General features: G+C 70.0%; 22 protein-coding genes. 17 read left to right on the top strand and 5 right to left on the bottom strand.

The window, feature by feature from the left end; all coding sequences use genetic code 11:
• Positions 1 to 64 precede the first annotated feature (64 nt).
• From ACSYGN_RS23115 to ACSYGN_RS23095, 5 genes are all read left to right on the top strand, one after another.
• Positions 65 to 532, top strand: coding sequence for a PH domain-containing protein (locus ACSYGN_RS23115; RefSeq protein WP_460398588.1), 468 nt, complete (start codon positions 65 to 67; stop codon positions 530 to 532).
• Positions 533 to 718: 186 nt separating this feature from the next.
• Positions 719 to 3,784, top strand: coding sequence for an FG-GAP-like repeat-containing protein (locus ACSYGN_RS23110; RefSeq protein WP_460398586.1), 3,066 nt, complete (start codon positions 719 to 721; stop codon positions 3,782 to 3,784).
• Positions 3,785 to 4,565: 781 nt separating this feature from the next.
• The gene (locus tag ACSYGN_RS23105; protein ID WP_460398584.1) at positions 4,566 to 4,985 is read left to right on the top strand and encodes a hypothetical protein; all 420 of its coding nucleotides are present in this window, start codon (positions 4,566 to 4,568) and stop codon (positions 4,983 to 4,985) included.
• A gap of 189 nt (positions 4,986 to 5,174) precedes the next feature.
• Positions 5,175 to 5,813: an SIMPL domain-containing protein gene (locus tag ACSYGN_RS23100; protein ID WP_460398582.1), complete on the top strand. Its 639-nt coding sequence runs from the start codon at positions 5,175 to 5,177 to the stop codon at positions 5,811 to 5,813.
• A 173-nt stretch (positions 5,814 to 5,986) separates the two neighbouring features.
• On the top strand, positions 5,987 to 6,556 hold the full coding sequence (locus tag ACSYGN_RS23095; RefSeq protein ID WP_460398580.1) for a hypothetical protein: 570 nt from the start codon (positions 5,987 to 5,989) through the stop codon (positions 6,554 to 6,556).
• 52 nt (positions 6,557 to 6,608) lie between these two features.
• Here the strand turns inward: ACSYGN_RS23095 and ACSYGN_RS23090 are convergent, their stop codons facing one another.
• On the bottom strand, positions 6,609 to 8,018 hold the full coding sequence (locus ACSYGN_RS23090; protein ID WP_460398578.1) for a DUF2252 domain-containing protein: 1,410 nt from the start codon (positions 8,016 to 8,018) through the stop codon (positions 6,609 to 6,611).
• Positions 8,015 to 8,656, bottom strand: a complete 642-nt coding sequence (locus ACSYGN_RS23085) for a potassium channel family protein (RefSeq protein WP_460398576.1) — start codon at positions 8,654 to 8,656, stop codon at positions 8,015 to 8,017. Before ACSYGN_RS23085 ends, ACSYGN_RS23090 begins: the two co-directional genes overlap by 4 nt.
• A gap of 384 nt (positions 8,657 to 9,040) precedes the next feature.
• On the opposite strand from ACSYGN_RS23085, the gene ACSYGN_RS23080 reads away from it, so the two are divergent.
• The 5 genes from ACSYGN_RS23080 (at position 9,041) to ACSYGN_RS23060 (ending at position 12,948) form a co-directional block, all read left to right on the top strand.
• The gene (locus tag ACSYGN_RS23080) at positions 9,041 to 9,703 is read left to right on the top strand and encodes an HdeD family acid-resistance protein (protein WP_460398574.1); all 663 of its coding nucleotides are present in this window, start codon (positions 9,041 to 9,043) and stop codon (positions 9,701 to 9,703) included.
• A gap of 144 nt (positions 9,704 to 9,847) precedes the next feature.
• The gene (locus ACSYGN_RS23075) at positions 9,848 to 11,218 is read left to right on the top strand and encodes a hypothetical protein (protein ID WP_460398572.1); all 1,371 of its coding nucleotides are present in this window, start codon (positions 9,848 to 9,850) and stop codon (positions 11,216 to 11,218) included.
• A gap of 166 nt (positions 11,219 to 11,384) precedes the next feature.
• Positions 11,385 to 11,864 (top strand): SHOCT domain-containing protein, encoded by a 480-nt coding sequence (locus ACSYGN_RS23070; RefSeq protein WP_460398570.1) that lies wholly within the window; start codon positions 11,385 to 11,387, stop codon positions 11,862 to 11,864.
• A gap of 30 nt (positions 11,865 to 11,894) precedes the next feature.
• On the top strand, positions 11,895 to 12,314 hold the full coding sequence (locus tag ACSYGN_RS23065; RefSeq protein WP_460398568.1) for a DUF7144 family membrane protein: 420 nt from the start codon (positions 11,895 to 11,897) through the stop codon (positions 12,312 to 12,314).
• A gap of 127 nt (positions 12,315 to 12,441) precedes the next feature.
• Complete coding sequence (locus ACSYGN_RS23060; protein ID WP_460398565.1) at positions 12,442 to 12,948, top strand: glutathione peroxidase; 507 nt, start codon at positions 12,442 to 12,444, stop codon at positions 12,946 to 12,948.
• A 142-nt stretch (positions 12,949 to 13,090) separates the two neighbouring features.
• Here ACSYGN_RS23060 and ACSYGN_RS23055 read toward each other — a convergent pair whose 3' ends face one another.
• The 3 genes from ACSYGN_RS23055 to ACSYGN_RS23045 form a co-directional block, all read right to left on the bottom strand.
• Positions 13,091 to 13,279, bottom strand: a complete 189-nt coding sequence (locus ACSYGN_RS23055) for a DUF397 domain-containing protein (protein WP_460398563.1) — start codon at positions 13,277 to 13,279, stop codon at positions 13,091 to 13,093.
• 257 nt (positions 13,280 to 13,536) lie between these two features.
• The gene (locus tag ACSYGN_RS23050) at positions 13,537 to 14,394 is read right to left on the bottom strand and encodes a helix-turn-helix domain-containing protein (RefSeq protein WP_460398561.1); all 858 of its coding nucleotides are present in this window, start codon (positions 14,392 to 14,394) and stop codon (positions 13,537 to 13,539) included.
• A gap of 355 nt (positions 14,395 to 14,749) precedes the next feature.
• Entirely contained in the window at positions 14,750 to 15,487 is a 738-nt protein-coding gene (locus ACSYGN_RS23045; RefSeq protein WP_460398559.1) for a GOLPH3/VPS74 family protein, read from the bottom strand.
• A gap of 228 nt (positions 15,488 to 15,715) precedes the next feature.
• Between ACSYGN_RS23045 and ACSYGN_RS23040 the strand changes: the two genes are divergently transcribed.
• The 7 genes from ACSYGN_RS23040 (at position 15,716) to ACSYGN_RS23010 (ending at position 25,058) form a co-directional block, all read left to right on the top strand.
• Positions 15,716 to 18,229 (top strand): D-alanyl-D-alanine carboxypeptidase family protein, encoded by a 2,514-nt coding sequence (locus ACSYGN_RS23040; RefSeq protein ID WP_460403669.1) that lies wholly within the window; start codon positions 15,716 to 15,718, stop codon positions 18,227 to 18,229.
• 230 nt (positions 18,230 to 18,459) lie between these two features.
• On the top strand, positions 18,460 to 20,388 hold the full coding sequence (locus ACSYGN_RS23035) for an MFS transporter (RefSeq protein ID WP_460398557.1): 1,929 nt from the start codon (positions 18,460 to 18,462) through the stop codon (positions 20,386 to 20,388).
• A 175-nt stretch (positions 20,389 to 20,563) separates the two neighbouring features.
• The gene (locus ACSYGN_RS23030; protein ID WP_460398555.1) at positions 20,564 to 21,421 is read left to right on the top strand and encodes a hypothetical protein; all 858 of its coding nucleotides are present in this window, start codon (positions 20,564 to 20,566) and stop codon (positions 21,419 to 21,421) included.
• 180 nt (positions 21,422 to 21,601) lie between these two features.
• Positions 21,602 to 22,825, top strand: a complete 1,224-nt coding sequence (locus ACSYGN_RS23025; protein WP_460398553.1) for a M48 family metallopeptidase — start codon at positions 21,602 to 21,604, stop codon at positions 22,823 to 22,825.
• Positions 22,822 to 23,178 carry a hypothetical protein gene (locus tag ACSYGN_RS23020; RefSeq protein ID WP_460398551.1) on the top strand — a complete coding sequence of 119 codons (357 nt, stop codon included), beginning with the start codon at positions 22,822 to 22,824 and terminating at the stop codon, positions 23,176 to 23,178. Before ACSYGN_RS23025 ends, ACSYGN_RS23020 begins: the two co-directional genes overlap by 4 nt.
• Positions 23,175 to 24,362 (top strand): hypothetical protein, encoded by a 1,188-nt coding sequence (locus ACSYGN_RS23015; protein ID WP_460398549.1) that lies wholly within the window; start codon positions 23,175 to 23,177, stop codon positions 24,360 to 24,362. The genes ACSYGN_RS23020 and ACSYGN_RS23015 overlap by 4 nt, the downstream gene beginning before the upstream one ends.
• 297 nt (positions 24,363 to 24,659) lie before the next feature.
• A complete protein-coding gene (locus ACSYGN_RS23010) occupies positions 24,660 to 25,058 on the top strand; it encodes a restriction system modified-DNA reader domain-containing protein (RefSeq protein ID WP_460398548.1) in 399 nt (132 codons plus the stop codon).
• The last annotated feature ends 19 nt before the right edge of the window (positions 25,059 to 25,077 follow it).

Below are 25,077 nucleotides of genomic sequence, written 5' to 3'. Positions count from 1 at the left end.
AACCACGTCTGATGTCAGCTCCGTGGCCTACCGGTTGAGCATGGCCGGTGGCAAGATCACGTGGGTGGAGAGTCATGCTGAGTTGTCGTTACGATGGCAGGGGAAGTCCGTACGCTGGTGGATCGCGGGGGTGGCGCTGTTCGCGGTTGCGGCGGGGGTTGCGGCACGCCGCGGTGTTCCGGATGCCCAGGACTGGGGGATCTTTTCCGGGTTGGCGGGCGTGGCGGTCGTCTCGACTGCGCTCGGGATGTTCAGGCGACGGGTGGAGGCGGGCCCGGACGGGCTGCGGTTCCGCACGGTGCTGCGGTGGCGGCGGCTGAGATGGGACGAGATCGTCTGCTTGGAGGATCTGCGGGTGGCCGGTGCCGAACAAGGTCCACAACTGCGGGTCGCGGCCAGGCTGCTCGACGGCTCCATGGTCCCGCTGCCGGTGCCATGGGTCGGTGTCGACGACGCGACGGATTTCGAGAGGCAGCTGTCCCAACTGCGTGCGCTGCACCACCGTTACGGGCGCAGCAGCCGGGGATTGTGACCAGCTTGCGGGTAGGGGGCGGCTTTCGGCGTAGACCCCGTACGCGGGTATGAGGGGCCTGTCCTGCTCGGTCTCGTGGCGGCAATGGCGGCAGTGGCGGCTGCGGCGGCTGCGGCCCAACTGCTAGAATCCGCGCACTTGTTCGGGGGGGTGGGGCCCTCCGCAGTGTGAGGGGGGAAGAAGCAAGTGACTCGTCGTGCCTTCGTGCGTGGCTCCCTTGCCGCCGTCACCGGGTTGGCGCTTTCGGTGTCCGCTGTGCCGCTGGTGGGGGCTACGACCGCACACGCAGAGCCCGCGGCGGAGCTCATCGTTCCGGCGACCGTGCGCACGACTCCGCGCACGGCGGATCTGCAGAGCGCGGGGGCCTCCGGCTTCCTCGAGTACCGTTCCACCGCCGAGGGCTCCGGCCTCTGGTGGACCGGCTACGACGGCAGCCGCAAGCCGGTGGAGGGAGGCAAGGGACTCGGGCCGCGCACTCCGGGTTCGTACGGCACCGGTTCGGACGTCGTCGCCCTCCGCCCGTCCCAGAGCAGTGGTGGGCAGGTCGTGCTCCGGGACATGGGGACCGGTGCCACGGAGACCGTGGCGATCCCGGCGGACCAGAGCTATATGCAGACGTACGGTCGCACCGTCCTGACCGGCACTTCGACAGGCGGCGAACGGAATCGGCTGTTCCTGCTGCACGACGAGAACGGCAGCACGGTGCAGGTGCCCGTCACCGGATTCCCGGACGGGACGGTCTTCCCGTTCTTCCCCACGGGTGCCGCGTCCGGCATCCTCGTCAACTTCTACGGCCCGGACCGGGTCCTCCACCACGCCATGGTGGATCCGGAGACCGGCGCCGCCACGATCCTGCCGTCGACGGTGGCCAACACGGACTCCGTGGTGGGCTCCGATTACCTGGCCAGTTGGTACACCACGTCCCGGGTGCGGGTGTACGCCAAGGGTGCCTACGACACTCCCACGCACGAGGTTTCGTTCCCCCGCAGCTCCGCGCGCAAGATCCTCGGCGTCGCCGGTGACGCACTCGTCGTCGCGCGGCGCGACGACTCCTCCGTCTGGAGTGTGTCCGCGCTGCCCTTCGACGGCTCCGCGGAACTGCCCCTGGCCAAGCGGGCGGACCCAGAAGCCCTGGTCACCCCCGACGGCGGCCTGGTCCTCGCCGGCGGGGAGTCCTCCGTGGACTACGGCATCGCCAAGATCGAGGCGGGCGGCGACGGTCTGCCCCGGATGCACCGCATCGTGGACCTTCCGGCCGTGCCGATGGGGATCGAGTCGCTCGATCTGAGCGGCGGTGAGCTGATGACCTACGAGTCCGGCGACGGGGCGACGCACCTGTTCAGCCGCTCGCTGGTCACGCAGGGGACCCTGACGGCCGGCACGCGCACGGACCGGGGACGGACCGCGAGGTGCGGGGTCATGGCCGGGGACTACGGGGACTGCCCCGACCTCCGGGGTACCGGTGACGGGCGGGCGGTCTACCGGACCTGGGACGGGGAACTCCACGTCCTGGACCGGGGTCAGTCCCTCCCCGGCACCGTACTGGCCTCCGGCCTCGGCGACAGCAACGGTCTCGTGGACGTCGAGGGCCGGTATGCGAGCTGGCGGGGACCCACGCCCGCGGGAGACGGCCTGACGGTGACAGATCTGGACACTCGGAAGACCGTGCTCACCCGTACAGGCTCAGCCGCCGCGGGCCCCACCGCCCTGTGGGGGGAAACGCTGTGGAAAGGGTCCACCGGCGGTGGTGTGACCGCCACGGAGGTGCGGTCGGGCAAGGCGATCACGTCGTTCCAGGTGGGCAGCACCTGCCATGCGGGGAATCTCCAGGCGGTGGGGCGCTGGGTGTACTGGTCCGGCTGGTGCGATCTTCCCCAGGCCCAGGGGAGCGTGCCGAAGGCCGTCGTCTACGACACCCGCAAGAAGACGCTCATCACCGCTCCGGCCGGGGGAGAGAACCGGCTGGGAGACGGCTTCCTGGTCGCGCGTGACTCCAGCTCCGGGGCGCTGACCCTCACGGATGTCAGAAGCGGCTCCGCGGTGAGCCGGTCCCTGGCCGCCAAGAGCGGGAGATGGGACGTCGATCCGTACACCGGCCTGATCGGTTATGTGGACCCCGCCTCCCAGGACATCCACGTCGTACGGAGCGGTACGCCCGCCACGGACATCGCGGTCCTCGGGGCGGAGACGGACTCCTCGGTCAGCGGGCTGAGCTCGGCCCCGTGGGACGGCACATGGTGGCTGTCGAAGCCGGCGGCGTCGTGGACGCTGGTGCTCAGGAACAAGGCGACCGGCGCCACTGTGCGCACCATGTCCGGCGGTGCCGCACACGACGCGGTCCAGGCGTCCTGGAACGGCAGGACGTCGACGGGCGCGTATGTGCCGAACGGCACGTACACCTGGACTCTGACGGTGGCCCCGGCAGACGGGCAGGGCACGTCGGCGACGGCGTCCGGCTCGTTGAAGCTGACCGGTGGTGCCGCCGTGCGGCGCGACCAGGTCGGGTCCGACGGCATCGGTGACCTCGTCACGCTCACCCCCGCGGGCGCACTCACCTTCCACCAGGGCGACGGCGGGAAGTTCACGACGAAGACGGCGGGCTCGGGCTGGCCGGCCTCGATCACCGCGATTCCGTTCGGAGACCTGAACGGAGACCGGTGCAACGACGTGCTGGTGCGGCTGAGCAGCGGTGCCCTGCGCCTGTACAAGCCGGGCTGCGGCGCGGCGCTCAAGCCCACCACGCCGTACACGACGCTCGGGGCCGGCGGCTGGACCCAGTACAACGTGCTGACCTCGCCCGGCGACATCAGCGGCGACGGACGGGCCGACCTGATCGCCCGCAACGCCTCGACCGGCGCGGTCTACCTGTACAGGAGCACCAGCACCGGAACGCTGTCCGCGCGCGTGAAGCTGTACGGCGACTGGAAGACGTACAAGAAGGTCGTCGGTGTCGGCGACCTCAACGGCGACGGCATCGGCGACCTGATCGCCCAGGACAGGTCCAACAACCTCTACCGCTACTACGGCACCGGAAAGGGCACCTTCGCGTCCCGCGTCCGGCTGTTCACCGGCTGGGGCAGCTCGTACGACGCGGTCGTCGGCGTAGGTGACATCACCGGCGACGGCAAGGCGGACATCGTCGCCCGGGACACCGCCGGCAACCTCTACCGCCAGACCGGCTACGGAAACGGCTCGTTCGCGCCGCGAGTGAGGATCGCCACCGGCACGCAGAGCTACAAGGCCCTGTACTGACCGGTACTGGTGGGGCGCCGCGCGGCGTGGCAGGGGCGCCGCGCGGCTTTGGCGTCATGGGGTTCTCGGAGTGGGAGCTGTCAGCCCACTTGGACCCAGGCGCAGATCGCGAGAACTGCGGGCACAGGGCACGCCAGGGCACCCAGAAGGAGCAGACGAGCCGCCGGCTCCAGACGGCGGATGCCGGGTGACCGGGCCAGAGCGGCCAGTGTGGCCGCAGCGCCTACGACGGTCAGGACGAACCGCAGCACGAAGCCCTCGGCAGGTTGGCCGTCGGCAGTTGCCCAGACCGCCGCCATACTCACGAGAAACGTCAGCCACGCAAGCGACGCGAGAGTGACCACCCACAGCAGGCCTGCCAGTACGGCAACGGCCACCTGACCCCGGCGGGGTCGCTCTGTCGGCTGATGGGGGCCGTAAAGTGCCGCGTACGTATGGGGATTCACCTTCGTTCCTTTCCATGTGAGACCTGCACGATCCTCATGCCGGGGACGGTTTTGCCGCATGGGCGCAGATACTCATCTCCAAGCGCGCTGCATCTCACATTCCTTGGTGAGCTCTCCAGATTCGACCCTTCAATGGTTGACGGCACAATTGATTACGTTTTGCCTCAGCTTGCGAGGTCCTATGAGTGGGGTATTGTCTCGAAAATGGGGAGCTGGGCGCCTACGCCCCTACCGCGCAGAGCGGCTCGTCCCCTCTTCCCGCGGGCAGCAGGAAGCCCCACCTGCGCCCCTATGCACACCCCCCACTCCGCGCGCTCACCACAAGGTGGAATGTCATGCGACGCGTACTGTTTCTCATCCCCATGGCCCTCGTCGGCCTCATCGCCTTCCTCGCCCCCACCGCCTCGGCCGTCAGCGCGCACTTCGTAGGTACGCCGACTGCCACCCGGTCGGGCAACAGCCTCACGGTCTCCGGGAAGGAGGCCGGACTCGGCAATCAACAGACCGTCAATATTCAGGTGACCGCCAACGCCGCATGCATCAACCCCGGTGGCCAAGGCCCCAACGCCGCCAACAAGCAGGCTGTCGCCGGTGGAGGACAGTTCCCCGTGCAGAACGGCAAGGCCAACTTCACGGTGACGGTGACAGCCACGTTCAAGCCTTCGTGCAGCCCCCCGATGACGGTGCAGTTCAGCGACATCCTCGTCACTGACACCGGTAACGGCATCTCCATCTCGGTGCCCGGCACCTTCTGACACGTCAACCGTCGACAGCGGAAGGCCATCTCGCCGACCCCACGTCGCCGGTCAGCCGAACGGCCCGCGAGCACACCCGCTCGCGGGCTGTCTGCGATGCGCGGCGCGCCCTCCCTGCTCCGTTGTGCTTGAGCCACGGTGGTTTTCAAGTCTGTTGCGGCGGTGGGGTGTTGCTGATTCGATCCTCGGATGACAGAGATCAAGGAGCCCTGGGGGCTCAGTGTGCTCGGTGCGGGAAACGTCTCGGCGGAGCCCCGGCTCGCCCAGGTGAAGCTCGCGGTCGACCTCCTGGCGCCGACGCCCAAGGATGCCTTTGCACAGGCTGGTGCAGCCGTTGCCAGACTGCGGACGGTGCTGCGAGATCATGGGATAGCCGACTCCGACGTATCCGGATCACGCCTCGCCCTCCAGTCGGAGTTCAAGGGCTACGGCGCGGACCGGACGTTCCTGGGCTATCGCTGCGAGGCGACGTACACCGTGCAGACCCAAGCCCTTGACCGGCTCGAACTTCTGATAGAGGACGCCGTCGAGGCCGGTGCGAACCGAGTCGACGACGTGCACTTCGACGTGCTCGACAAGCCCGCGCTGCGGGACGAGGCCCGCCGCCGGGCAGTCGGGGCCGCACGTCGCAAGGCTGAGGTCTACGCAGATGCCTGCGGTGTCAGGCTCGGCCCTGTCGTGCACATCCAGGACGTCGACCCGGAATCGGTCGGGCTGCGCAGTCATGGGGGTCGCCTCGGAGGCGATCCCGAGACCGACGGTGTCTTCGCGCCCGGCACGGTGCGCGTCGAGGCGGCCGTGCTGCTCGGCTTCGGCCTGCTGCCCTGACCTTCCCGCCAGGCGGCTGCGGAAGGAGGCGATGCCGCCGTCCCCCCTCCCCCGCCCTCCCCGCCCTCCCCCGTGACGGGTGAGGTGCGGCCGCCGGTCCCCCCGATGTGATGGGACCGGCGGCCGGGCGTACGCCTGCCGCTGCCCGGTCGGCTCGCCCGCTTCAGAGCCTCATGGATCGGCCGGATCGACGGTCTGAGTCGACGGAGGAGGCACCGGTGTCCAGGACGACCGGAAACACCGCAGCCGAGGCCGACCACGCCGAGCGCGGGGCCCATACCGACTACACGGCCGGCGTCTACGGCTCCGTGCTCGCGACCTCCGTGGTGGTCGGCGCCGGAACGCTGGGGGACTTCCCGCGCACCGAGCTGGTGCTGCTGCTGTTGCTCACCGGCCTGGTGTTCTGGGTCGCGCATGTGCACGCCCAGCTCTTCGGGGAACGACTGGCGCAGCACGGCCGGCTGGACCGCCGGACCGTGCTGCATGTGTGCCGCGACGAGTGGCCGATCGTCACGGCCGCCGTCCCGCCGGCCGTCGCTGTGGCGGTCAGCCCGCTGCTGGGGCTGGACGTCGAGGGCGCCGGCTGGCTGGCGGTCTATGTCGCGGTGGCCGGGCAGGTCGGGTGGGCGGTGGCGGCGGCGCGCAGGGCCGGTGCCTCATGGCCTCTCGTCGCCGGCACCGCCTCGGTCAACCTGCTCCTCGGTCTCCTGATCATCTCCTTCAAGATCGCCCTGAAGCACTGAAGCACCAGAACACCGAAGCGTCCCCTTTGTCCCTCAGAGGCTCTCCTGTCCCTCAGAGGCTCTCCGCCGTGACCCGCCCCGAGCGGCGCGCCGCCTCCAGTGCCTGGAAGTCCCGCTCGTTCTGGTCGGCGTAGGCCTGGCCGAAGTCGACGAGCGCGCGGTCGAAGCGGTCGTTGCCGCCCAGGTACGAGGCGATGGCGATGGGGTCTCCGGAACGGGCGTGGGCCCGTGCCAGTGAGGCGCCGCACAGCCGGGCGAAGAGGGTGAGCATGTGCGGCCCCATGGTCTCCGGCCGTGCGATGCCCTTCCAGTCCCAGAGCTGGCGCACATAGAAGTCCCGTGGCTTCCCGTCGAGGCCCACCTGGTGCGTCCAGCCGAGGAAGATGTCGCTGGTGGTCTGGATCAGACGCTGCCCGGCCACCACCCGGCGCCCCTGGTTGTCGTACTCGTCGCCGCCGGTGTGGGCGGCCAGCACCGACTCCCCGGCCTCCTTGGCCTGGAGCAGCAGCGGATCGTCGTCGTCCCTGCCGAGCAGGAACACGACCCAGCAGCGGGTGCCGACGCTGCCGACGCCGACCACCTTCCGGGCCAGGTCCACCAGCCGGTAGTGCCGCAGCAGATGCCGGCGTTCGGAGGACAGGGACCGGGAGTACGTGTCCAGGAGGTTCCGGAGCTCCGTCTCACGCCCTTCCGCGGAGTGGTCCACCAACTGGTCGAGCGGGGTGATCAGCGGCGGGTCCGCGGCGATGCGCCGTCCCTCGGGGGTCACCGTGGTGAGTTTGGCGAAGGCGCGCTCGGACGTCCGGGTACGGGCCTTCTCCGCCGCCTCGACGCTGCGGCGCCGGTCCGCCTTGTCGATCGACGACGAGGACAGCAGCTCGTCGACGTGGGCGGCGTCGTCCTGGGCGTACCAGATGTCCAGGGTCTGCATCCCGGCGAAGGAGTGCATCCGCTCCCGGTAGCCCTTGACGCAGGTCTGGACGAGCGTGTCCTGTTCCTTGACCGAGAAGCCGTTCGCACGGCCCGCGATGACGAATCCGGCGGCGAGCCGTTTGACGTCCCATTCGAACGGGCCGGGGTGGGTCTCGTCGAAGTCGTTGATGTCGAAGACCAGCCGTCGCTCCGGCGAGGCGAGCAGCCGGAAATTCAGCGGGTGGGCGTCCCCGCAGAGCTGGACCCGCAGCCCGGTGTCCGGGGCGGAACCCAGGTCTGCCGCCATGATGGCCGCCGCGCCGCGATAGAAGCGGAACGGCGATTCGAGCATGCGGCCGTAGCGGACCGGGACCAGCTCCTGGACCCGGGTCGCCGACTGACTCTCGATCACCTCGACGGGGTCGAACCGCTCCTTGCCCGGCTCGAACGTGCCGTGGCTTCCGCGTGACACGCGGGTGCGTGCCTGTCTGCCGTATGCCGCCCGTTCCGACGGCGACAGGGTGATGGTGAAGTCGTTCCCCTTGGTCATGACTCGGCCTCCCGGTCCGGGGTCCTGGTGTCTGTCGCGGCCTCCGGCTGTTCCGGCGGCTCAGGTTGCCGGCGGCGCAGTCCCTCCTCGACCGCGCTCACCAGCACCCGTACGGCGACTCCCACGAGCAGCAGCCCCACGGTCATCTGCGCCATCACCACCACACGCCCCGCCTCGGTGCGCGCGGTGATGTCGCCGTAACCGACGGTGCTGAAGGTGGTCAGCGTGAAGTACAAGGCGTCCGTCCTGGTCAGCCGCTCGCTGAAGGTCTCCGGGGTGGAGTGGTCCAGCAGTTCGTAGACGGCGGCGAAGAGCACCAGGAACAGCACGAGCGTGGTGGCCAGTACCTCGACGGCCTTCAGGCGCGGGTACGGCGAGTGCACGATGATCCGGATCTCCCACAGGAACACCAGCACCACCGCCGTCAGTCCGAGAACCAGCAGCGTCCAGGCACCGGCCGAGGTCCGCTCGTCGTAGGGCAGCAGGTAGTAGGCGGTGACGAGTCCGGCGGAGATCAGCACCGCGCGGCCGACGACCTCGGCCACCGCCCGCCGGCCGGGACGGGGCTGCCGACGCGGCCCGTGCGCGTCCGGCCCGGACCGGTCGCGGTCCGGGCCGACAGCCGTGGGATCGCTCATGTCCTGCCTGTCTCCCGGTTCCGTTCCGGTCCGTCGATCCGTGCCGATCCGTCGATCCGTGCCGACCTGTCGATCCGTTCCGATCCGTCATGTCCTGCCTGTCTCCGTCGGTCCGTTCCGATCGATCGGTCCGCTCCGGTCCGTCGGTCCTGCCTGTCTCCGTCGGTCCGTTCCGGCTCGTCGGTCCGTTCCGGGGCGGGGGTTTCGGCCCGCCGTGGGTCGGCGGGCGCCTCCGATCCCAGCCCACCCCGGCGGCGGTGGAGTCGGATCACCCGTCGGGGGTGACCCAGCGATCGCGGGCAGCCTGGACGCTGGACCGGTCAGGTCCCCGTACGCCACCCCGGCGGTCCGGGAACGACTTGCCCGATCACGCGAGGAGGAGCCATGACAGCATCGCGTGGTCCCGCACCGCCCACCGGACCGGAACCCGGGGCCCCCGGGGCGGGCCCCGCTCCGCCGGACGACATCGCGGACCTGCTGGGGCGCCTCGGCCGTTCCTGGACCTGGATCCTGGGCTCTGCGGTCGCGACGCTGGTGCCGGGTGTCCTGCTGCTGGTCTGGCCGGACGCGACCCTGCACGTCGTGGCGGTCCTCCTCGGTCTGTACCTGCTGGTGACCGGCGCGTTCCGGTTCGTGGCCGTCTTCGGCCGGAGGGAGCACGGCGAACGTCTCGTGGCGCTGCTCCTGGCCGTGCTGTTCATCCTGGCCGGGCTGCTCGCACTGCGGAATCCGCTGCAGACCATCGCCGCGCTCTCGGCGATCGTCGGCGCCGTCTGGCTGGTGTCCGGCGTCCTCACCCTCTACACGGCCGTCGCCGACAAGGACCTGCCGCACCGCGGTGCGGTCATGGGCTTCGCGGCGCTGGCGATCGTCGCGGGGATCGTGGTGCTCGCCCTGCCCGCCCAGTCGGCCCGGGCCCTGACCCGGCTGCTCGGCCTGTGGCTCGTCCTGCTCGGCCTCGCCGAGGCGGGGGTCGCCCTCGCCTGGCGGGCCGCGCTGCACAGGGCGGGCATCACGGGCCCGCACGGCCCCGCCGAGACCGCCTGACGCCCGGCCGCAGGGCGAGACCCCGCGGATCGGCGGTGCCGGCCGGGCCTCCCGCACCGACACGCTCACACGCTCGTACCGGCCCGCCATCCGGAGCGCCGCCGGCCACGACAGGCCCGGCACACACGTACGAGGGGAGCCCCCATGAACCCCGCATCGACCCCGGCCTCACCGGACCCCGAGGACTCCGGAGCATCAGGACACCCCGGCAACGGGGACGACGGCCGTACCCTGAGCGCCTCGGAGCACGAGGAGTACGAGCGGCTGCGCCGGCACGCGTCGGTACGGCACCGGCGGCTGCGCAACGTCGGCGCCTCGATCCTCCTGCTGCTGGCCCTGCTGCTGGCCCCGGTCGCCGTCGTCGCGGCGTGGGTCGAGAAGACGGTCACCGACACCGACCGTTATGTGGCGACCGTGGCGCCGCTGGCGTCCGACCCCGCAGTGCAGAACGTCATCATCACCCGGATCACCAACCACGTGGTCGCGCAAGTGGACGTCAAGTCGATCACGGACGCCCTCGCCAAGACGCTCAAGGACCGCGGGGCACCGCCCCGTGTCGTGGCCGGGGCCGACGCCCTCACGGGTCCGCTGACCTCCGCGGTCAGGACCGCCGTCGACCGCGTCGTCACCCGCGTGATCACCAGCAACGCCTTCCAGCAGGTGTGGGAGGGCGCCAACCGCCGGGCGCACGCGGCGGTGATGAAGGTGCTCACGGACGAGGGCGGCGGCGTCGTGAGCGCCAAGGGCGAGAACATCCAACTGGACGTGGGACAGATCGTCGACCAGGTACGGACGCGCCTCGTCGACGCGGGCTTCAGCAAGGCCGCCGCCATCCCGAACACCGACAAGACGATCACCCTGTTCAAGGCCAAGCAGCTCAGCAGGGCCCAGGACGCCATGCGGCTGCTGGACATCATGGGCGCCTGGCTGCCGGTGATCGCCGTGGCATTCGCCGCGCTCGCCGTGTGGACCGCTCCGTCCCACCGCCTCATGCTGATGATCGCGGCCATCGGCATGGGCGTGATGATGATCGTGCTGCTCGTCGGGCTGGCCGTGGCACGGCGGATCTATCTGGACTCGGTGCCGTCCGGCACGCTGCCTCCCGACGCCGCCGCGGCGATCTACGACACCTTCATCCGCTTCCTGCGCAACAGCACCCGCACCCTTCTGGTCGTCTTCGTGATCACGGCGCTGGCCGCATACCTGTTCGGTCCCGGACGGGTCGCCCGATTCGTCCGTGCGACGTCGGACCGGGGCACGACGGCCGCCGGCAACGCGATCGAGGAAGCAGGGCTGCGCACCGGGACCGTGGGGCGCTGGCTGGACGGTCACCGGGCGTGGACCACCGGTGGCGTCATCGCGGCGGGAGTCCTGGCGCTGCTGCTCTGGAACACGCCCACGGTGGGTGTGGTGGCGCTGATCGTCGGTCTGGTCCTGGTCGTGCTGATCATTCTGGCGATCCTCGCCGCCGCCGCGGGTCCGCCCCCTGAGCAGGCGGAGGAGGCGGCGACTTGAGAGGACGCGGGACCTGCCATGCGGGGCGGGGCGACGTGTCCCCCGGCGAGGTACGGGCCGCCCGCACGATCACCCGTGCCGGGTGAGGTCGCCAGGGCTTGCCGTGGGAACGCTGAAGAACAGCACAGAACCGATGCCGGGCGAGAGCCTGTAACGGAGGACGGACATGAGCGAGCACATCTACCTGGCGTACGACTTCCCGCTGCTGGGCGCCTTCTGGACCATGCTCTGGTTCTTCCTGTGGATCATGTGGTTCGTTCTGCTCTTCCGGGTCATCGTCGACATCTTCCGTGACAACGAGATGAGCGGCTGGGGCAAGACCGGCTGGCTGGTGTTCTGCATCGTCCTGCCTTTCCTGGGCGTGTTCGTCTACGTGATAGCCCGCGGCAAGGACATGGGCCACCGGGAACAGGCGCAGGCCCGTACCCAGCAGGAGCAGTTCAACGCCTACGTCAGGGAGGCCGCGGCCGGCGGCCGGTCCCAGGCGGACGACCTCGCCAAGCTGTCCGAGATGCGCACCCGCGGCGACATCACGGACGAGGAGTTCCGCAGGGCCAAGGAGATGGTCCTGAGCGGCCAGGGCACGGCGGCGTCCTCCGGGTCCACCACCCCCACCGCCTCGACCTCCCCCACCCCCCACAGCTGAGCATCCGGACAACATGAAACGAGGCACAAGATGACCGCGACACCCACCCGTCCGGCACACACGGCGAGGCAGGAATGGGCGACCGGCCTGACGGCATTCGCGGCCGTGATGCTCTTCCTCGTCGGCGTGCTCGCCGTCTTCCGGGGCATCATGGCCATCGCCGAGGACGACATCTTCGTCACGACCCGCGAGTACGTGTTCCGGTTCGATCTGACCGGCTGGGGCTGGGTGCACCTCATTCTGGGTGCCGTCGGCGTGATCGTCAGCCTCGGGCTGTTCTCGACCGCGACATGGGCACGCGTCGGCGGCGTGGGCATCGCAGCACTCGTCATCGTCGCCAACTTCCTCTCGCTGCCGTACTACCCGGTCTGGTCCGTCGTGATGATCGCGATGTCGGGCTTCATCATCTGGGCCCTGTGCGTGGTCAAGCGCGACGACGCCCTCGGGTAGCGTCCGCCGGGCACCGTGCGACGGTGCCGGGCCGTCATCGGCCCGGCACCGTCGCATGCCCGGACCCACGTCCTCGCTTCAGCACCCCTGCAACGGGGCGCGCGGTCACCAGAGTTAGCATCCGTTCATGACGACTGCTGACGACAACGGATCCGTGCTCGATGTCGAGATCGGGGCCCTCCGCGGGGGCTCCGCGGACCTCGCCCAGTACGCCGACAAGGCCGTGCTCATCGTGAACGTGGCCTCCAAGTGCGGGCTCACCCCGCAGTACACCGGGCTGGAGAAGCTTCAGGAGCGGTACGCCGGGCAGGGGTTCACGGTGCTCGGGGTGCCCTGCAACCAGTTCCTCGGCCAGGAGCCGGGCAGCGCCGAGGAGATCGCCGAGTTCTGCTCCGCGACCTACGGCGTGACCTTCCCGCTCACGGAGAAGGTCGAGGTCAACGGGGAGGGACGGCACGCGCTCTACGAGCGGCTGACCGGCTTCGCGGACGCGGAGGGGCACAGCGGCGACATCCGCTGGAACTTCGAGAAGTTCCTCATCGGGCGGGACGGGAGCGTCGTAGGACGGTTCTCGCCGCAGACCGAGCCCGAGGCGGACGAACTCGTCGCCGCCATCGAGGCCCAACTGGGCTGAGTCCCGACAGACAGAAAGGTGCCCTCTCGGCTAGGACGGCGGACTGGTCGAGAGGGCTCCGGGACCGTGCTCGCGCACGGGTACTACGTGGGTACTGCTGTGGGTACTGCTGTGGGTACTGCTGGGTCTTGCTCGGTTGTCGTTACGCCTTGACCGACGCCACGAAGGCGTTCCACGCCTCGGCGGGGAAGGACAGGACGGGGCCCGCGGTGACCTTGGAGTCACGGACGGCGAGGGTCGCGGTGGGCGACTTGACCTCGACGCACGCGCCGTTCCCTGCGGAGTAGGAGGACTTCGTCCACGTCGCCGTGGCGCCCTGCCGAACTGCCATGTTCACTCCTGTTGCACGTTGCTGTGGTACCGAGTCACCGCTTGGGAGCGGTGGTTGGTGCGATTTGCGCCAACCGCTTCGACCAGTTGGCCTGATCGAAGCTACTCGCCAACAGCCCCTCCTGGAGTAGTCGTTCACTCATCCGGATGGCATATTCCATTGGAGACTTACGGCCAAAGGTTCCAGCGGTGTAAGATCCGCGCCGCCCAAGCCACTTATGCCCTGCGAACAGCCGGAGCGCACAGCCGGAGCACGGCTCAGCGGGCATACTCCTTGGCCACGTCCGCGATGTACTGGCGTGACTGGTCCACATTCAGGGACTGGGCGCGCAGATGCTCGTACATCACCGCGTATCTCTGCACGTCGTGCGCCTTCTCCAGATACAGATCGCTGGTGACGCCCTCCAGGTACACCACGCTGGAGTCCGCCGCGTCCGCGAACTCCAGGATCGCGTACTGGCCGTTCAGCCCCGGGTGCGCGCCCACCTCGAACGGCAGCACCTGCACGGTCACATGGGGCAGCCGCGCCATGTCCAGCAGATACTCCAACTGCTCCCGCATGACCGTCTTGCTGCCCACGATCCGGCGCAGCGCCGACTCGTCCAGGACCACCCACAGCCGCAGCGGATTGTGCTCGGCGGCGATCCGTTCCTGACGGCGCAGCCGCACCTGCACCCGCTTCTCGATGTCCGCCGGTGAGGTCTCCGGCAGCGCGCCGTGCACCAGCGCCTCCGCGTACGCCCGGGTCTGGAGCAGACCGGTGACGATCTGGGGCTCGTAGACCCGCAGCGACTCGGCGTCGGTCTCCAGACCGATGTACACGCTGTACGGGATGTCACCGAACGCATGCCACCAGCCCTGCTGGCGCGAGTCCCGGGCCATCTCCATCAGCGAGTCCACGACCCGCTGGTCCTCGACCTCGTACACCCCGCACAGATCACGCACATCGCGCTGGCTGATGCTGCGCCGGCCGTTCTCCAGCCGGCTGATCTTCGACTGCGACACCAGCAGCCGCTCGGCCACCTCTTCGGCCGTCATGCCCCTGAGCTCGCGGAGCCTGCGCAACTCCTGGCCCAACCGGCGTCGCCTGACGGTGGGATTGACATTGGACGCCACGGGACGTGCACCTCCGGCCTGCTTACTTCTACTTTGCGTATCTGCTGTTGAGCAGATTGCCACCAAGGTGCTTTCTACCGCTGCCAAACGGTGGATATGCGGTGTACACACATCAGTTCAGGGCCGTCCCCCGCCATCCCCCACCGACCGCGGGCCGGTCAGCGCGGTCAGCGCCTTCACCGGCGGCTTCTACACGGCTTCCACACGGCTTCCGCACAGCCGAGCGGGGCGATGGGAGACCGTATTCCTACGGCTTCATCGCCCCGCTCGGACCAGCGGCTCCCGTACCGGGTCCGGGGACTCAGGTGCGGCTGTTTTTACGGTTGCGCAGATGTACGGCTTTGCTGCCGGGCACTCAGTGGACCGCGGCACGCACCATCGAGCCCCGGCGCGGCTGCATCGGGACACCACGAGCGGGTTCCGGCACGGTCCCGGCTCCAGGTCCGGGCTGGTTGCGGCGCGGCTGGACGGCCGCACCGTTCTGAACGTCCATCACGGCGTGCGCCACCAGGCCGCCCATGGGGTCGTGCCTGATCAGATCCCGCAGCCGGGAACGTGACGAGCGTCCCTCGTTGCCGGGATACAGATGCTTGCCGAGGCCGACCGCGTGCGCCAGCGCGGCGAGCGCCGCGGTCCGCGGGTCCGGCGGCACGCCGGTGCGGATCGCGGAATCCAGCCGGGACCGGATCTCCCGGCTGATGGCGGTGTCCGTCGCCTGGTAACGGATCGTCGGCAGCACCCCGCACATCTGACCGGGTACGGCGGCCACCATGCCGCACCGCTCCAGATGCGCGAGATACGTCTGGCGCAACCCCAGCCGGGGTCCGCCGATCCAGTGAACCGCCCGCACCGGAGCGCCGCGCCTTCGCAGCAACTCCAACGCGCAGTCCAAAGTCGGATCTCCAGTCGGCCGTGGTGCCACCACGGCGATACGATCCCCGTCTGGGGCTATCCGTCCGGCCAACGCCAGCTCTACTAGCTGTGCTCCGGCCAGACCGAGGTCGAGCGACTGCGGCTGCGCAGTGGTACCCGTGGTCGGGTCCAGTGCCAGCAGCAGAAGCTCTTCCGGAAGTGTTCTGCGGCTCCTGCCCATCCATGCCTCCCCGCGTGGATGAAAGACAGGGTGACCCCTCTCACATTGGTCTGTCGAGGGTGCGTGACCGCTTCGTAAGGGAACCGGCAGGTATGTCGTTCTCGTCTACCACAGAGGTTAAGCCCGCACACAGGACACTGGTACATGGTTCGGACAGCGCTGTGGATGCGGTGTCCGGGCGGTGGTAAGCGGTTGGTTCGGTACGCGCACACCGAGGGCGTGCGGCGCATGGAGGAGGCATCGGTGGCGGGCGAGTCCCCCGACAGGTCGAAGCAGCGCGAGTCGTCGGAAGAACCGACGTCGGGGAGCGCAAGTCCGGTTCCGGAGGCCAGGAGCGAGGCGCGTGACCCTCGTCTGGCCGTCGCCCAGGAATCCGCGGCACCGAAACGCGGTGGCGTGGACACGGCGACCAAAGTGCTCTCGGTGCGGGATGTACGGGACGTACAGGAGCCGGTGACGGACGACGAAGAGGCTCCGGAGGCCGAGGAGACCGCCTCGGAGGAGTCGGAGGGGTCGGAGGGCTCCGAGGACGCTACGGCGCCGGAGGGGGCCGACGAGGCCACGGAGGACGGCGACGACGCCTCCGACGGGCCCGCGGACGACTCCGACGAGGCTGAGGGCGACACCGGCGAGGCTGCGGGCAACTCCGGCGGCGACGCCCGGCGGGCCGCCGTGGACTCCTGGGTCGTCACGGCGGAGGACGCCGCCGCACGCAACGGCGCGAAGACCGGGAGCGGTGACGACGCCGAGGGCGGCCCCGAGGACGACACCGAGGGCGACGCCGAGGGCGGCTCCGGGGGCGGCTCCGGGGGCGGCAAGGAGGCGGAGGACGCCGACAGGGCCGTAGACCCGGGGAAGGCCGAGGAGGAGACCGCGGCGGCGAACAACGACGCTGACGACGCCGGCGACTCCAAGGACTCCGACAGCAGCGAGTCCGCGGCCGAGCGGGCCGAGGATACCGACGAGGCCCCTGAGGCCGCCGAGGAGCCTGAGGCGGCCGACGAAGCCTCCGGCACGGACGGAGACGAGCCCTCCGACGCCACGCCCGACCCCGAACCCGAACCGACGGACGCCGAGCCGACGGACGCCGAGCCGGCAGCCGACGAAGCCGAGGACGAGGACGAGGGGGAACCCGAGCCCAAGGGCAAGCCCGCGCCCACGCCCACGCCCGCTGCCAAACCCACCCCACCGGCAGCCGTAGACCACCCCACCACCATCTTCAAGGCCCCCCGCCCGCCCAAGCCCCCGGTCGACCAGCCGACCACGATGCTCAAGGCGCCCCGGCCCGCGAAGTCCCCCGCACCCTCCACGCCACCACCGGCACCCCCCGCCCACGACCCCGAGCGCACCAGCCGGTTCGTCGCGCTGAAGCCCCTCGACGAGCCCACCGCCCCTCCGGCGCGCACCCCCGGCGGGCCCGGCGTCCTGCCCCCGGCCGAGCGCACCACCCAGCAGCCGCTTCCGCCGAAGCCGCCGCTGGATCTGCTCGCCGAGCTGACGAACACACCGCCGCCCCCGCCGAGCCCGCTGCGCACGCTGCTGCGGCGGGTCAAGATCTGGACCCCGCTGGTCCTCCTGCTCGCGGTCGCCTTTGCGATCGTGCAGGCCGTACGCCCGCTGCCCACCCCGTCCCTCGCGCTCACCGCCGACGACTCGTACACGTTCGACGGCGCCAAGGTGTCGCTGCCGTGGCCGAACGAGGGCCAGGGCTGGATGGACGTCGACGGCATCGGCACGATGAGCAGCTTCGGCAAGACGACGCCGGTCGCCATCGGGTCGGTCGCCAAGGCGATGACCGCGTACATCGTGCTGAAGGACCACCCGATGAAGTCGGGTGCGAACGGCCCTGCCATCACGGTGGACGCCAAGGCGGAGAAGGAGGGCGGTTACGACAAGGACGGCGAGTCCACGCTCAACACCGTCAAGACGGGTGACAAGCTCACCGAGAAGGACGCCCTGTCCGCCATCATGATCCCGTCCGCGAACAACATCGCGCGTCTGCTGGCGCGCTGGGACGCGGGTTCCGAGGCGGCGTTCGTCAAGAAGATGAACGCCACCGCCAAGGAACTGGGGATGACGAACACGACGTACACCGACCCTTCCGGCCTGATCGAGACGACCGTCTCGACGGCCGAGGACCAGGTGAAGCTGGGCAACGCGCTGGTGAAGATCCCCGCGCTCACCGACATCACCAAGCTGCCGAGCTGGAAGGACCCGTCCGGCCAGGTCTGGCAGAACTACAACCGTCTGGTCCCCTACAACGGCGCGATCGGCATCAAGACCGGCACCACCACCAAGGCCGGCGGCAATCTGTTGTTCGCCGCCACCAAGGAGGTCGGCGGTGAGACGGTGACCGTCGTCGGCGCGATCCTCGGCCAGCACACGGCGCCGATCATCGACACCGTCAACAACGTCAGCAAGACCGCGATGCTGGGCGCGCAGTCCAAGCTGACCTCGGCGAAGATCCTCAAGAAGGGCGATGTCGTCGGGTACGTGGACGACCAGCTCGGCACGCACACCCCGGTCGTCGTCACCAAGGACGTCACGGCGGTCGGCTGGGCCGGGCTGAAGGTGAAGCTGTCCTTCGACGCGGAGGACCTGCCGCACAGCGCCAAGGCGGGCACCAAGGTCGGCACGCTGACCGTCGGCGACGGCGACAGCGGCGCGGTGAAGGTGCCGGTGGCACTCCAGAACGACCTCACCGAGCCGGGCTTCGGCGCAAAGCTGACCCGGGTCTCCTGACCCGGCGGAGCTGTGCGGGCTGTGTCGGCCGTGTCTCCCGACACTGTCTCCCGACACTCCCTGCACAGCCCGCGACACGGCCGGAGGAACAGCACCCCTCCCTGGGCGCCCAGCCAGGGCGCTTGAGGGCGGGGTGCGTGCTAGCGTCACGAGCCGGGGCAGGCCACCGGTCGATGAACGGGACGGAACGGGGCCGGGAACAGAAGACAGGACACGGGGAGTGCCTTCAGGTGGCCACTGCGGAGCCGACACGCGCCGACGACACCGGACCGGGCCCGGGTACCGGCCCGCGCATTCAGGTACCCGCTGAGTGCCCGCAGGACCGTCACGGGAACAAGGACGGCGACAGGGACGGCGACAAGCACAAGGAGACGGGCAAGGCGACGGGCAAGGCGACGGACCGCTGGGCCCGCCTCCGTACCACTCTCCGTACCGCTCTCCGTCCCCTCCACGAGTGGGTGCTGCGCCATCCCGTCCTCGCCATGACGGCCTTCTCCGGCGTACTGCACATCGCCTGGTTCTTCACCTTCGCGAACAGCGGCGGCGATCTCGCGGCACAGGACGCCTGGGCGGAGTTCGTCGGACGGCACCCCGATTCGGCGTACAACCTCGCCTGGTACGGCGGTATGCACCCGGTGTCGTACAGCGTGGTGTCGCCGTATCTGATGTCCGTGCTCGGGGTGCGGACGACGATGATGATCGCCGGGACGGTGTCGGCGGGGCTGCTGACGCTGATACTGATCCGCAGCCGTGCGGTGCGCGAGCCGCTGTGGGCGGCGCTGGCCGGGATGTTGGCCTTCCTGTGCAACGCGGTGTCAGGGCGGGTGACCTTCGGGCTCGGCACGATGTTCGCGCTGGGCGCGGTCGCCGCCGTGTTCTGCTGGCCGCACCGCTGGCGCCACAAGCGGTGGGCGAAGGCGCTGTGCGCGGCGCCGCTCGCCGCACTGGCGACCATGGCGTCGCCGGTGGCGGGGCTGTTCGTCGGTCTGCTCGCGGTCTCGCTGTTCCTCCAGAAGCGCCGCCCGGGCGCGTGGGCGCTGGGCATCGCGCCCACGGTGGTGGTGGCCGTCTCGGCCTGGCTGTTCCCCTTCTCCGGCACCCAGCCGATGATGTTCGGCTCGGTGATACTGCCCCTCACCTACGCCGTCTTCTGCTTCGCGCTGGTCCCCAGGGAGTGGACGACCGTCCGGCTGACATCCGCGGTCTACGGTGTCGCGGTCATCGGCGTGTGGGTGGTCAGCTCGCAGATCGGCTCGAACATCAGCCGGCTGGCGATGCTGTTCGCGGGCGTGACGCTGATCGCCGCCCTGCCCTTCCACGAGCGGCGCTCGCGTGCCTGGTGGATGACCGTCGTCGCCTTCCTCGGCTTCGTGACGTGGATAGGGTTCAAGGCGGTCGACGACGTCATCCACACCACCCCGGCGGCCTCCTGGGCGCGGGAGCTGGCACCGCTGGTCAACGAGCTCCAGGGGGTCGGCGCCGAGAAGGGCCGCGTCGAGGTGGTCCCGGCCCGCTCGCACCGAGAGGCGTCCGCGCTCGCGCCGTACGTGAATCTGGCGCGCGGCTGGAACCGCCAGGCCGACATGGAGCGCAACCCGCTCTTCTACGACGACACCCTCAACTCGGCGAACTACCACGAGTGGCTCCAGCGCTGGGCGGTGCACTTCGTGGTGGTGCCGAAGGACGAGCCGGACGGCAACGGCGGTGAGCGCGAGCGGGAGCTGGTGCAGCGCGGGATGCCGTATCTGAAGCAGATCTGGGGCGACGCCAACTGGCAGCTGTTCCGGGTCACCGACCCGGCGCCGCTCGCCGAGCCGGACGCCGTGGTGGACCGCGCCGAGCAGGGCGAGCTGACCATCGAGGTGCGCAAGCCGGGGCGGATCCTGATCCGGATCCCGTACTCGCCGTGGCTGAGCATCGTCGACGAGAAGGGCAAGAGCCTCAAGCCGCCACAGGAGACCAAGGCGTCCAAGCACCGGGCCGACGGCACCCCGAAGACGTTCGACAACGTCAACGGCTGTCTGATGGAGACGCCGGAAGACGCCAACAAGGACAAGTGGACGGTGCTGCTCGCGCCGAAGGCGGGGACCTACCGGCTGGCGGCGCCGTACCAGCTGCCACGCGGAACGCCGTGCCCGGACGAGTGGAAGACCCATTAGCGCATCGGGCCGCTCTCAGCGGAGGCGGTCGACGTAGGTGTCCGTGCCGGGCACCGTCGGGACGAACGGCGCCACCAGCTCCCCGGCCACCCGGTGTACCTCGTCACCGGCCTCCGGGCGGATTCGACCGGACCGACCCCTCCCTATCTGACGTAGCGTCAGCTACACCGGATCCATGACAGACGACGCCACGCCCACCGCTGAGGCCTTCAGCCGCATGTACGCGGAACTGGCCGCCGTCGGCCCCTACGGAGCCGATCTCGGACATGCCCTCATCACCATGGTCGAGCCGGACCCCGGCAGGGAGCGCGAGTACAACCGCTGGTACGAAGACGACCACTACATCGCCGGCGCAATGGCGATGCCCTGGATGTTCGCGGGCCGCCGCTGGGTCGCCACCCGCGACCTGCAACTCCTGCGCTACCCCGAGAAGTCTGCCGTCGCGCAGCCGGTGACGGCGGGATGCTACATATCCGTCTACTGGATGACCGCCGGCCGCTACGCCGACCACATGCGATGGACCGTCGGCATCAACAAGCGCCTCAACCGCGACCACCGAGTCTTCCAGGACCGCACGCACATCTTCACGGCCTTCCAGGACCACGCCGCGACCGTCTACCGCGACGGCGACCTGGGCCCGCGCGACATCCACGCCCTCGACCACCCCTACGCCGGGCTCGTCGTCCAGGTCATCGACGCCGACTCCCCCGGCGAACGCGACGAACTGCTCGCATGGCTGTGCGCCGATCACCTCCCGAAGCGGCTGGAGGGTTCACCGGCGGCCATGGTGACCGTCTTCACGCCGACGCCGCTGCCCTTGGATCGGATGACCTACGTCAAGCAGGTCGAGGGGGTCGGCACCCGGCTGACGCTGCTGTGGTTCCTCCAGCACGATCCCCGCGACGCCTGGCAGCACCACTTCACGGACCTGGGCACGGCAGTCGCGGCCAAGGGGTTGGGCAACGTGCAGTTCATCGCACCGTTCATACCGACGGTGCCCGGGACGGACCGTTACGTGGGCGAACTGCGGTAAACGCAGGGAAAGATCGTTGTGCGGACCCGGCGGGAGTTCACGGGCACAGCGACACCTGACAGATGTGGCCGCCCATGGCACATGGCGATTTCACGGAGATGCGGAGATGTGGAGATGCGGAGATGCGGAGATGTGAGGGTGGCATGACCACAGCACCCTCTGGCTTGTGAAGATCCCTTGATGTCGCTCATTCTGGACCCGAGCGGCATGGGGAGGGAATCGATGATGGGAAGGCCGTCGTCGGACGGCGGGTCGGCCGTGCGTGAGTGGCTGCTGGTCGTCGCCATGCTGGGGCTGGCCTGGGGGCCGTTCGTTCTCCTGGGCGTGTCCGCTCTGCTGATCATGGCCTTCACACAGATCTGGGCGGCTGCGGGGCCGTTCGGTCTCATGGCAGTCACCGCAGTCAGAGGGTTCACCGAGCGTCCGCCGCTCCCGGGGCGCGCCGTACGGCCGGAGGACGAGCCGGAGCTGGCCGCACTGGTACAGGACGTCGCCGAGCGGCTCGGCTTCCACGGACCGCTGCTCGTACGGATCGTCCCCGACCCGGCCGCCGCCATGGCCCGCGTCAGGATCCGCGGTGTACGGACGTACGTCATGGTTCTCGGTCTGCCTCTGCTGCGAGCACTGACCGAGGCTCAGATGGCGTCCGTGATCGCACACGAGCTGGCGCACGACCAGCATGTGCGCCATCTCCGTTCGAACCTGCTGGCCCTCGCCCGCGACGTGCTCGCGGAGCGTCTCGACGGGCGCCTCCGCCTGCTCGCCCCCCTCGCCGCCCCGCTGCTGCGGGCCTCCCAGCCGTCGGTCTGGCGGGCGGAGACGGCCGCCGACGCCGAAGCGGCCCGGGTCGCCGGCACCGTGGCCACCGCCGAAGCGCTGGAGCTGACCGGTCCCCTCCACACGATGTTCCACGGCCTGGGCGCCACCTGGTGGTCCGCGCTGGAGCGAGAGGGCACCTACCCGGAGGACTTCTACGACGCTCTCGACACCGCACGACGCGACCCGTTCGTTTCCCGCCGCGCCGCACGGTGGGCCGCCGAGGAGGAGTCCCTCGACCCGTACGCCACCGCCGACCATCCACCGTCCGGCACCCGGGTCGCAGCCCTGCCGCACACCGACGCCTCCGACGCCTCCGACGCGTTCCGCGCCGTACCGCTGACACTTCGGACCGGCACTGCAATCGAGCGGTGGTGCGTCGGACGACTCGCCGCGCCGGACGAGCATGTGACGCTGGACGGCGTCTGGGAGACGAGACGGGCCGAAACCGCCGGGACGTCGCGCCCCACGGCACCGGGGGCACACAGCAGCCTGCGGGCCGTACAGCTCCTGGAACTCGACCCCGGCTGCGCGCACTCGTCGACGAGCTCGTCGACGGTCCCGGCCCACTGCCCCTCGTGGTCGTGACCGGGCAGGACTCAGCGGCCCGAGCGCTGTCCGCCGCTCTGGACGCTCTCGCCGACGGCACCTGGCCCGCCCTTGCCGGTCTGCTCGAACCCGGACTGCGCCGGGCACCCGCAGCCATCCGCCCGGCGATCCGCCGTGACGTGTTCTGCGGCGCCATGGCCACAGCCCTGGAAACCGTACTGCGCCAGGCCGGTTGGACGTCCACGGGGCGCTGGACGAGCATGGTGCTCACCGCACCGGACGGCGCCGTCGTCGATCTGAGCGAGCTGCTGCCGGAGGCGGTGGGCGGCGGGGATCCCGCCCCCGTGCGCGCCCTCCTGACCGCTGCCGGGGCGGCGGAGGCCGCCGCGTGAAGAGCGAGAAGCGCACTGTGGTGACCACTGCCGCGGGACGTCCCTGCCCGGACCGCGCCGTACGGCTTCCCGGCACATCCCGGCCCGCCCTCCGGCTGGCCCTGTTCGGCCTCTCCGTCACCGTCGTGGGGTACGCGCTGTTCGCCGCATGGCTCCTCGTGCACCTCCACCAGTACGAGAACGCCCGAGCGCGGGCCACCGCGACGACGAACGGCGTCGTCGTCGAGGACGGTATCGGGGACGAGGAGGACATCCGGGTGCGGTGGACCGACGGTGGCGGTCATGTCCACATTCAGCGTTTCGCGGTCTACGACACCGACCGCTACACCAAGGGCAGGCAATTCCCCGTCGCCTACGACCCCGCCCGGACCGTCCCCCAGACCGTCTCCCAGGCCGTCCCCCAGACCGTCCTCCAGGGCTTCCCCGGCGACCGGTCCGAGACCGCGGCCGAGGAGGACCTCTCTGCGCCCGTCGGCCTCGTCGGCGTCGTCGCGGCGGCTCTCTGCGGCGTCTGGGGCTGGCGCGGACTGCGCTTCGGCGGCCTGAAGCGGCGGTCGGGCAAGCCCATGACGGCGACCGTGTGGCAGGGCGACCGCGGTGCCGCACCATGGCGCGGACCGCGCACGATCTGGATCTCCCTCACGGATCCGGAGGGGACCGTGACTGCGGGGGAGACGTCACAGACCGTCGGGATCGCACACCCGGCGGGGGCACCGGAGGAGGAGTCGGGCACGGCCCCCCGGCCCCGCAGAGCCAGCCCCGCCACGCGCTGGCAGCGCGTCATGTGGCACCCCGCACTCGACGACTCCGGTGGCCGCGTCCCGGTCACGGTGCGCCGCGCCACCGTGTGGACCCGATCCGCCCTGGTCGAACTCCCGGACGGCACCCGCCTGGTGCCGCTGGGCCGCCTGCGGGGCCGACCGGCCCGGCACATGGGGATCGACGACCACGAAGCCGCCCGGATCGACCTGCGCGACGCCTTCGTACTCCCGCCCGGAACCGAGACACTGTCCTCCCGCCCCTGGTGGGCGACCGGGGCCGTACTCGCCGCGCTCGGCGCTGCCCTGGGCATCCCGGCAGGTGTCCAAATGGGCGGAGGCAGCCTCACCGCCCTCGTGGGCTTCGCGTTGTTCCTCGCCCCCCTGTGCCCCGCTCTGTGGGCCCTGTCCGCCCCGCAGCCCTGACCGAGGCACACGCCGACACCAGGAAGGGCCGGGCCAGCTTCAGCGCGCCTGGCGTTCGCCGTGTTCTCGGCAACGTAACTACCGGCGCTCAGCAGATTCAGTCCCTCGCGCCGCGGGGCCTTCGTCCACACATGGGTCGTGTCCGTCGCGATCCAAAGTTCCATGCGGAGACGGTGACCGGGGCCGGGCTGTGACCGCCTCGGTGCCGTCAAGCAGGGGCGGTGGTGCGTACATTGGACTTTGACGACCGGTTTCTCTATTTTTCTCTTACGAGATTCCGAAGAAGGGTGCTGAGGCATGTCGAGGCACACGATCGTCGTGGACCACGAGGTCTACGAGCGGCTCCAAAGGGAAGCCAAACCGTTCGTCGACAACCCCAACACTGTCCTCCGCCGGCTTCTCGACCTCGGCCAGGAAGCTCCAGTGGCCGCTCGGCGCAGAAAGCCGTCGGTGGCCCCGCTCCTGGCGGCAGGACTGCTGGCGCCGGGGCAGCGGCTCACCTGGCGCAGGCGCAACCTCGGCGAGACCCACACGGCGTATGTGACCGAGGACGGATACCTGCGCCTTGAGGACGGGACCATCTGTGACTCCCCGTCGGGGGCGTGCGAGGCGGTGGCCGATTGCAAGATCAACGGCTGGAGCGTCTGGCACACCGACGGCGGCGTCTCTCTGTCCGCTCTGCGCGACCGGAGATGAGCCGTCCCGCGCCGCAACA

The organism is Streptomyces sp. YIM S03343 (assembly GCF_054729195.1).
The sequence above is the reverse complement of the archived record's forward strand: the minus strand, read 5'-3'. Positions and strand labels throughout refer to the sequence as shown.

Excerpts from the sequence above, each read along its gene's own strand:
- ACSYGN_RS23025 (WP_460398553.1), top strand. The coding sequence starts at position 21,602 with ATGTCGCTCATTCTGGACCCGAGCGGCATGGGGAGGGAATCGATGATG.
- ACSYGN_RS23055 (WP_460398563.1), bottom strand. The coding sequence starts at position 13,279 with ATGGCAGTTCGGCAGGGCGCCACGGCGACGTGGACGAAGTCCTCCTAC.
- ACSYGN_RS23065 (WP_460398568.1), top strand. The coding sequence starts at position 11,895 with ATGACCGCGACACCCACCCGTCCGGCACACACGGCGAGGCAGGAATGG.
- ACSYGN_RS23010 (WP_460398548.1), top strand. The coding sequence starts at position 24,660 with ATGTCGAGGCACACGATCGTCGTGGACCACGAGGTCTACGAGCGGCTC.
- ACSYGN_RS23090 (WP_460398578.1), bottom strand. The coding sequence starts at position 8,018 with ATGACCAAGGGGAACGACTTCACCATCACCCTGTCGCCGTCGGAACGG.
- ACSYGN_RS23085 (WP_460398576.1), bottom strand. The coding sequence starts at position 8,656 with ATGAGCGATCCCACGGCTGTCGGCCCGGACCGCGACCGGTCCGGGCCG.
- ACSYGN_RS23080 (WP_460398574.1), top strand. The coding sequence starts at position 9,041 with ATGACAGCATCGCGTGGTCCCGCACCGCCCACCGGACCGGAACCCGGG.
- ACSYGN_RS23105 (WP_460398584.1), top strand. The coding sequence starts at position 4,566 with ATGCGACGCGTACTGTTTCTCATCCCCATGGCCCTCGTCGGCCTCATC.
- ACSYGN_RS23075 (WP_460398572.1), top strand. The coding sequence starts at position 9,848 with ATGAACCCCGCATCGACCCCGGCCTCACCGGACCCCGAGGACTCCGGA.
- ACSYGN_RS23045 (WP_460398559.1), bottom strand. The coding sequence starts at position 15,487 with ATGGGCAGGAGCCGCAGAACACTTCCGGAAGAGCTTCTGCTGCTGGCA.
- ACSYGN_RS23070 (WP_460398570.1), top strand. The coding sequence starts at position 11,385 with ATGAGCGAGCACATCTACCTGGCGTACGACTTCCCGCTGCTGGGCGCC.
- ACSYGN_RS23100 (WP_460398582.1), top strand. The coding sequence starts at position 5,175 with ATGACAGAGATCAAGGAGCCCTGGGGGCTCAGTGTGCTCGGTGCGGGA.
- ACSYGN_RS23030 (WP_460398555.1), top strand. The coding sequence starts at position 20,564 with ATGACAGACGACGCCACGCCCACCGCTGAGGCCTTCAGCCGCATGTAC.
- ACSYGN_RS23095 (WP_460398580.1), top strand. The coding sequence starts at position 5,987 with ATGGATCGGCCGGATCGACGGTCTGAGTCGACGGAGGAGGCACCGGTG.
- ACSYGN_RS23040 (WP_460403669.1), top strand. The coding sequence starts at position 15,716 with ATGGAGGAGGCATCGGTGGCGGGCGAGTCCCCCGACAGGTCGAAGCAG.
- ACSYGN_RS23060 (WP_460398565.1), top strand. The coding sequence starts at position 12,442 with ATGACGACTGCTGACGACAACGGATCCGTGCTCGATGTCGAGATCGGG.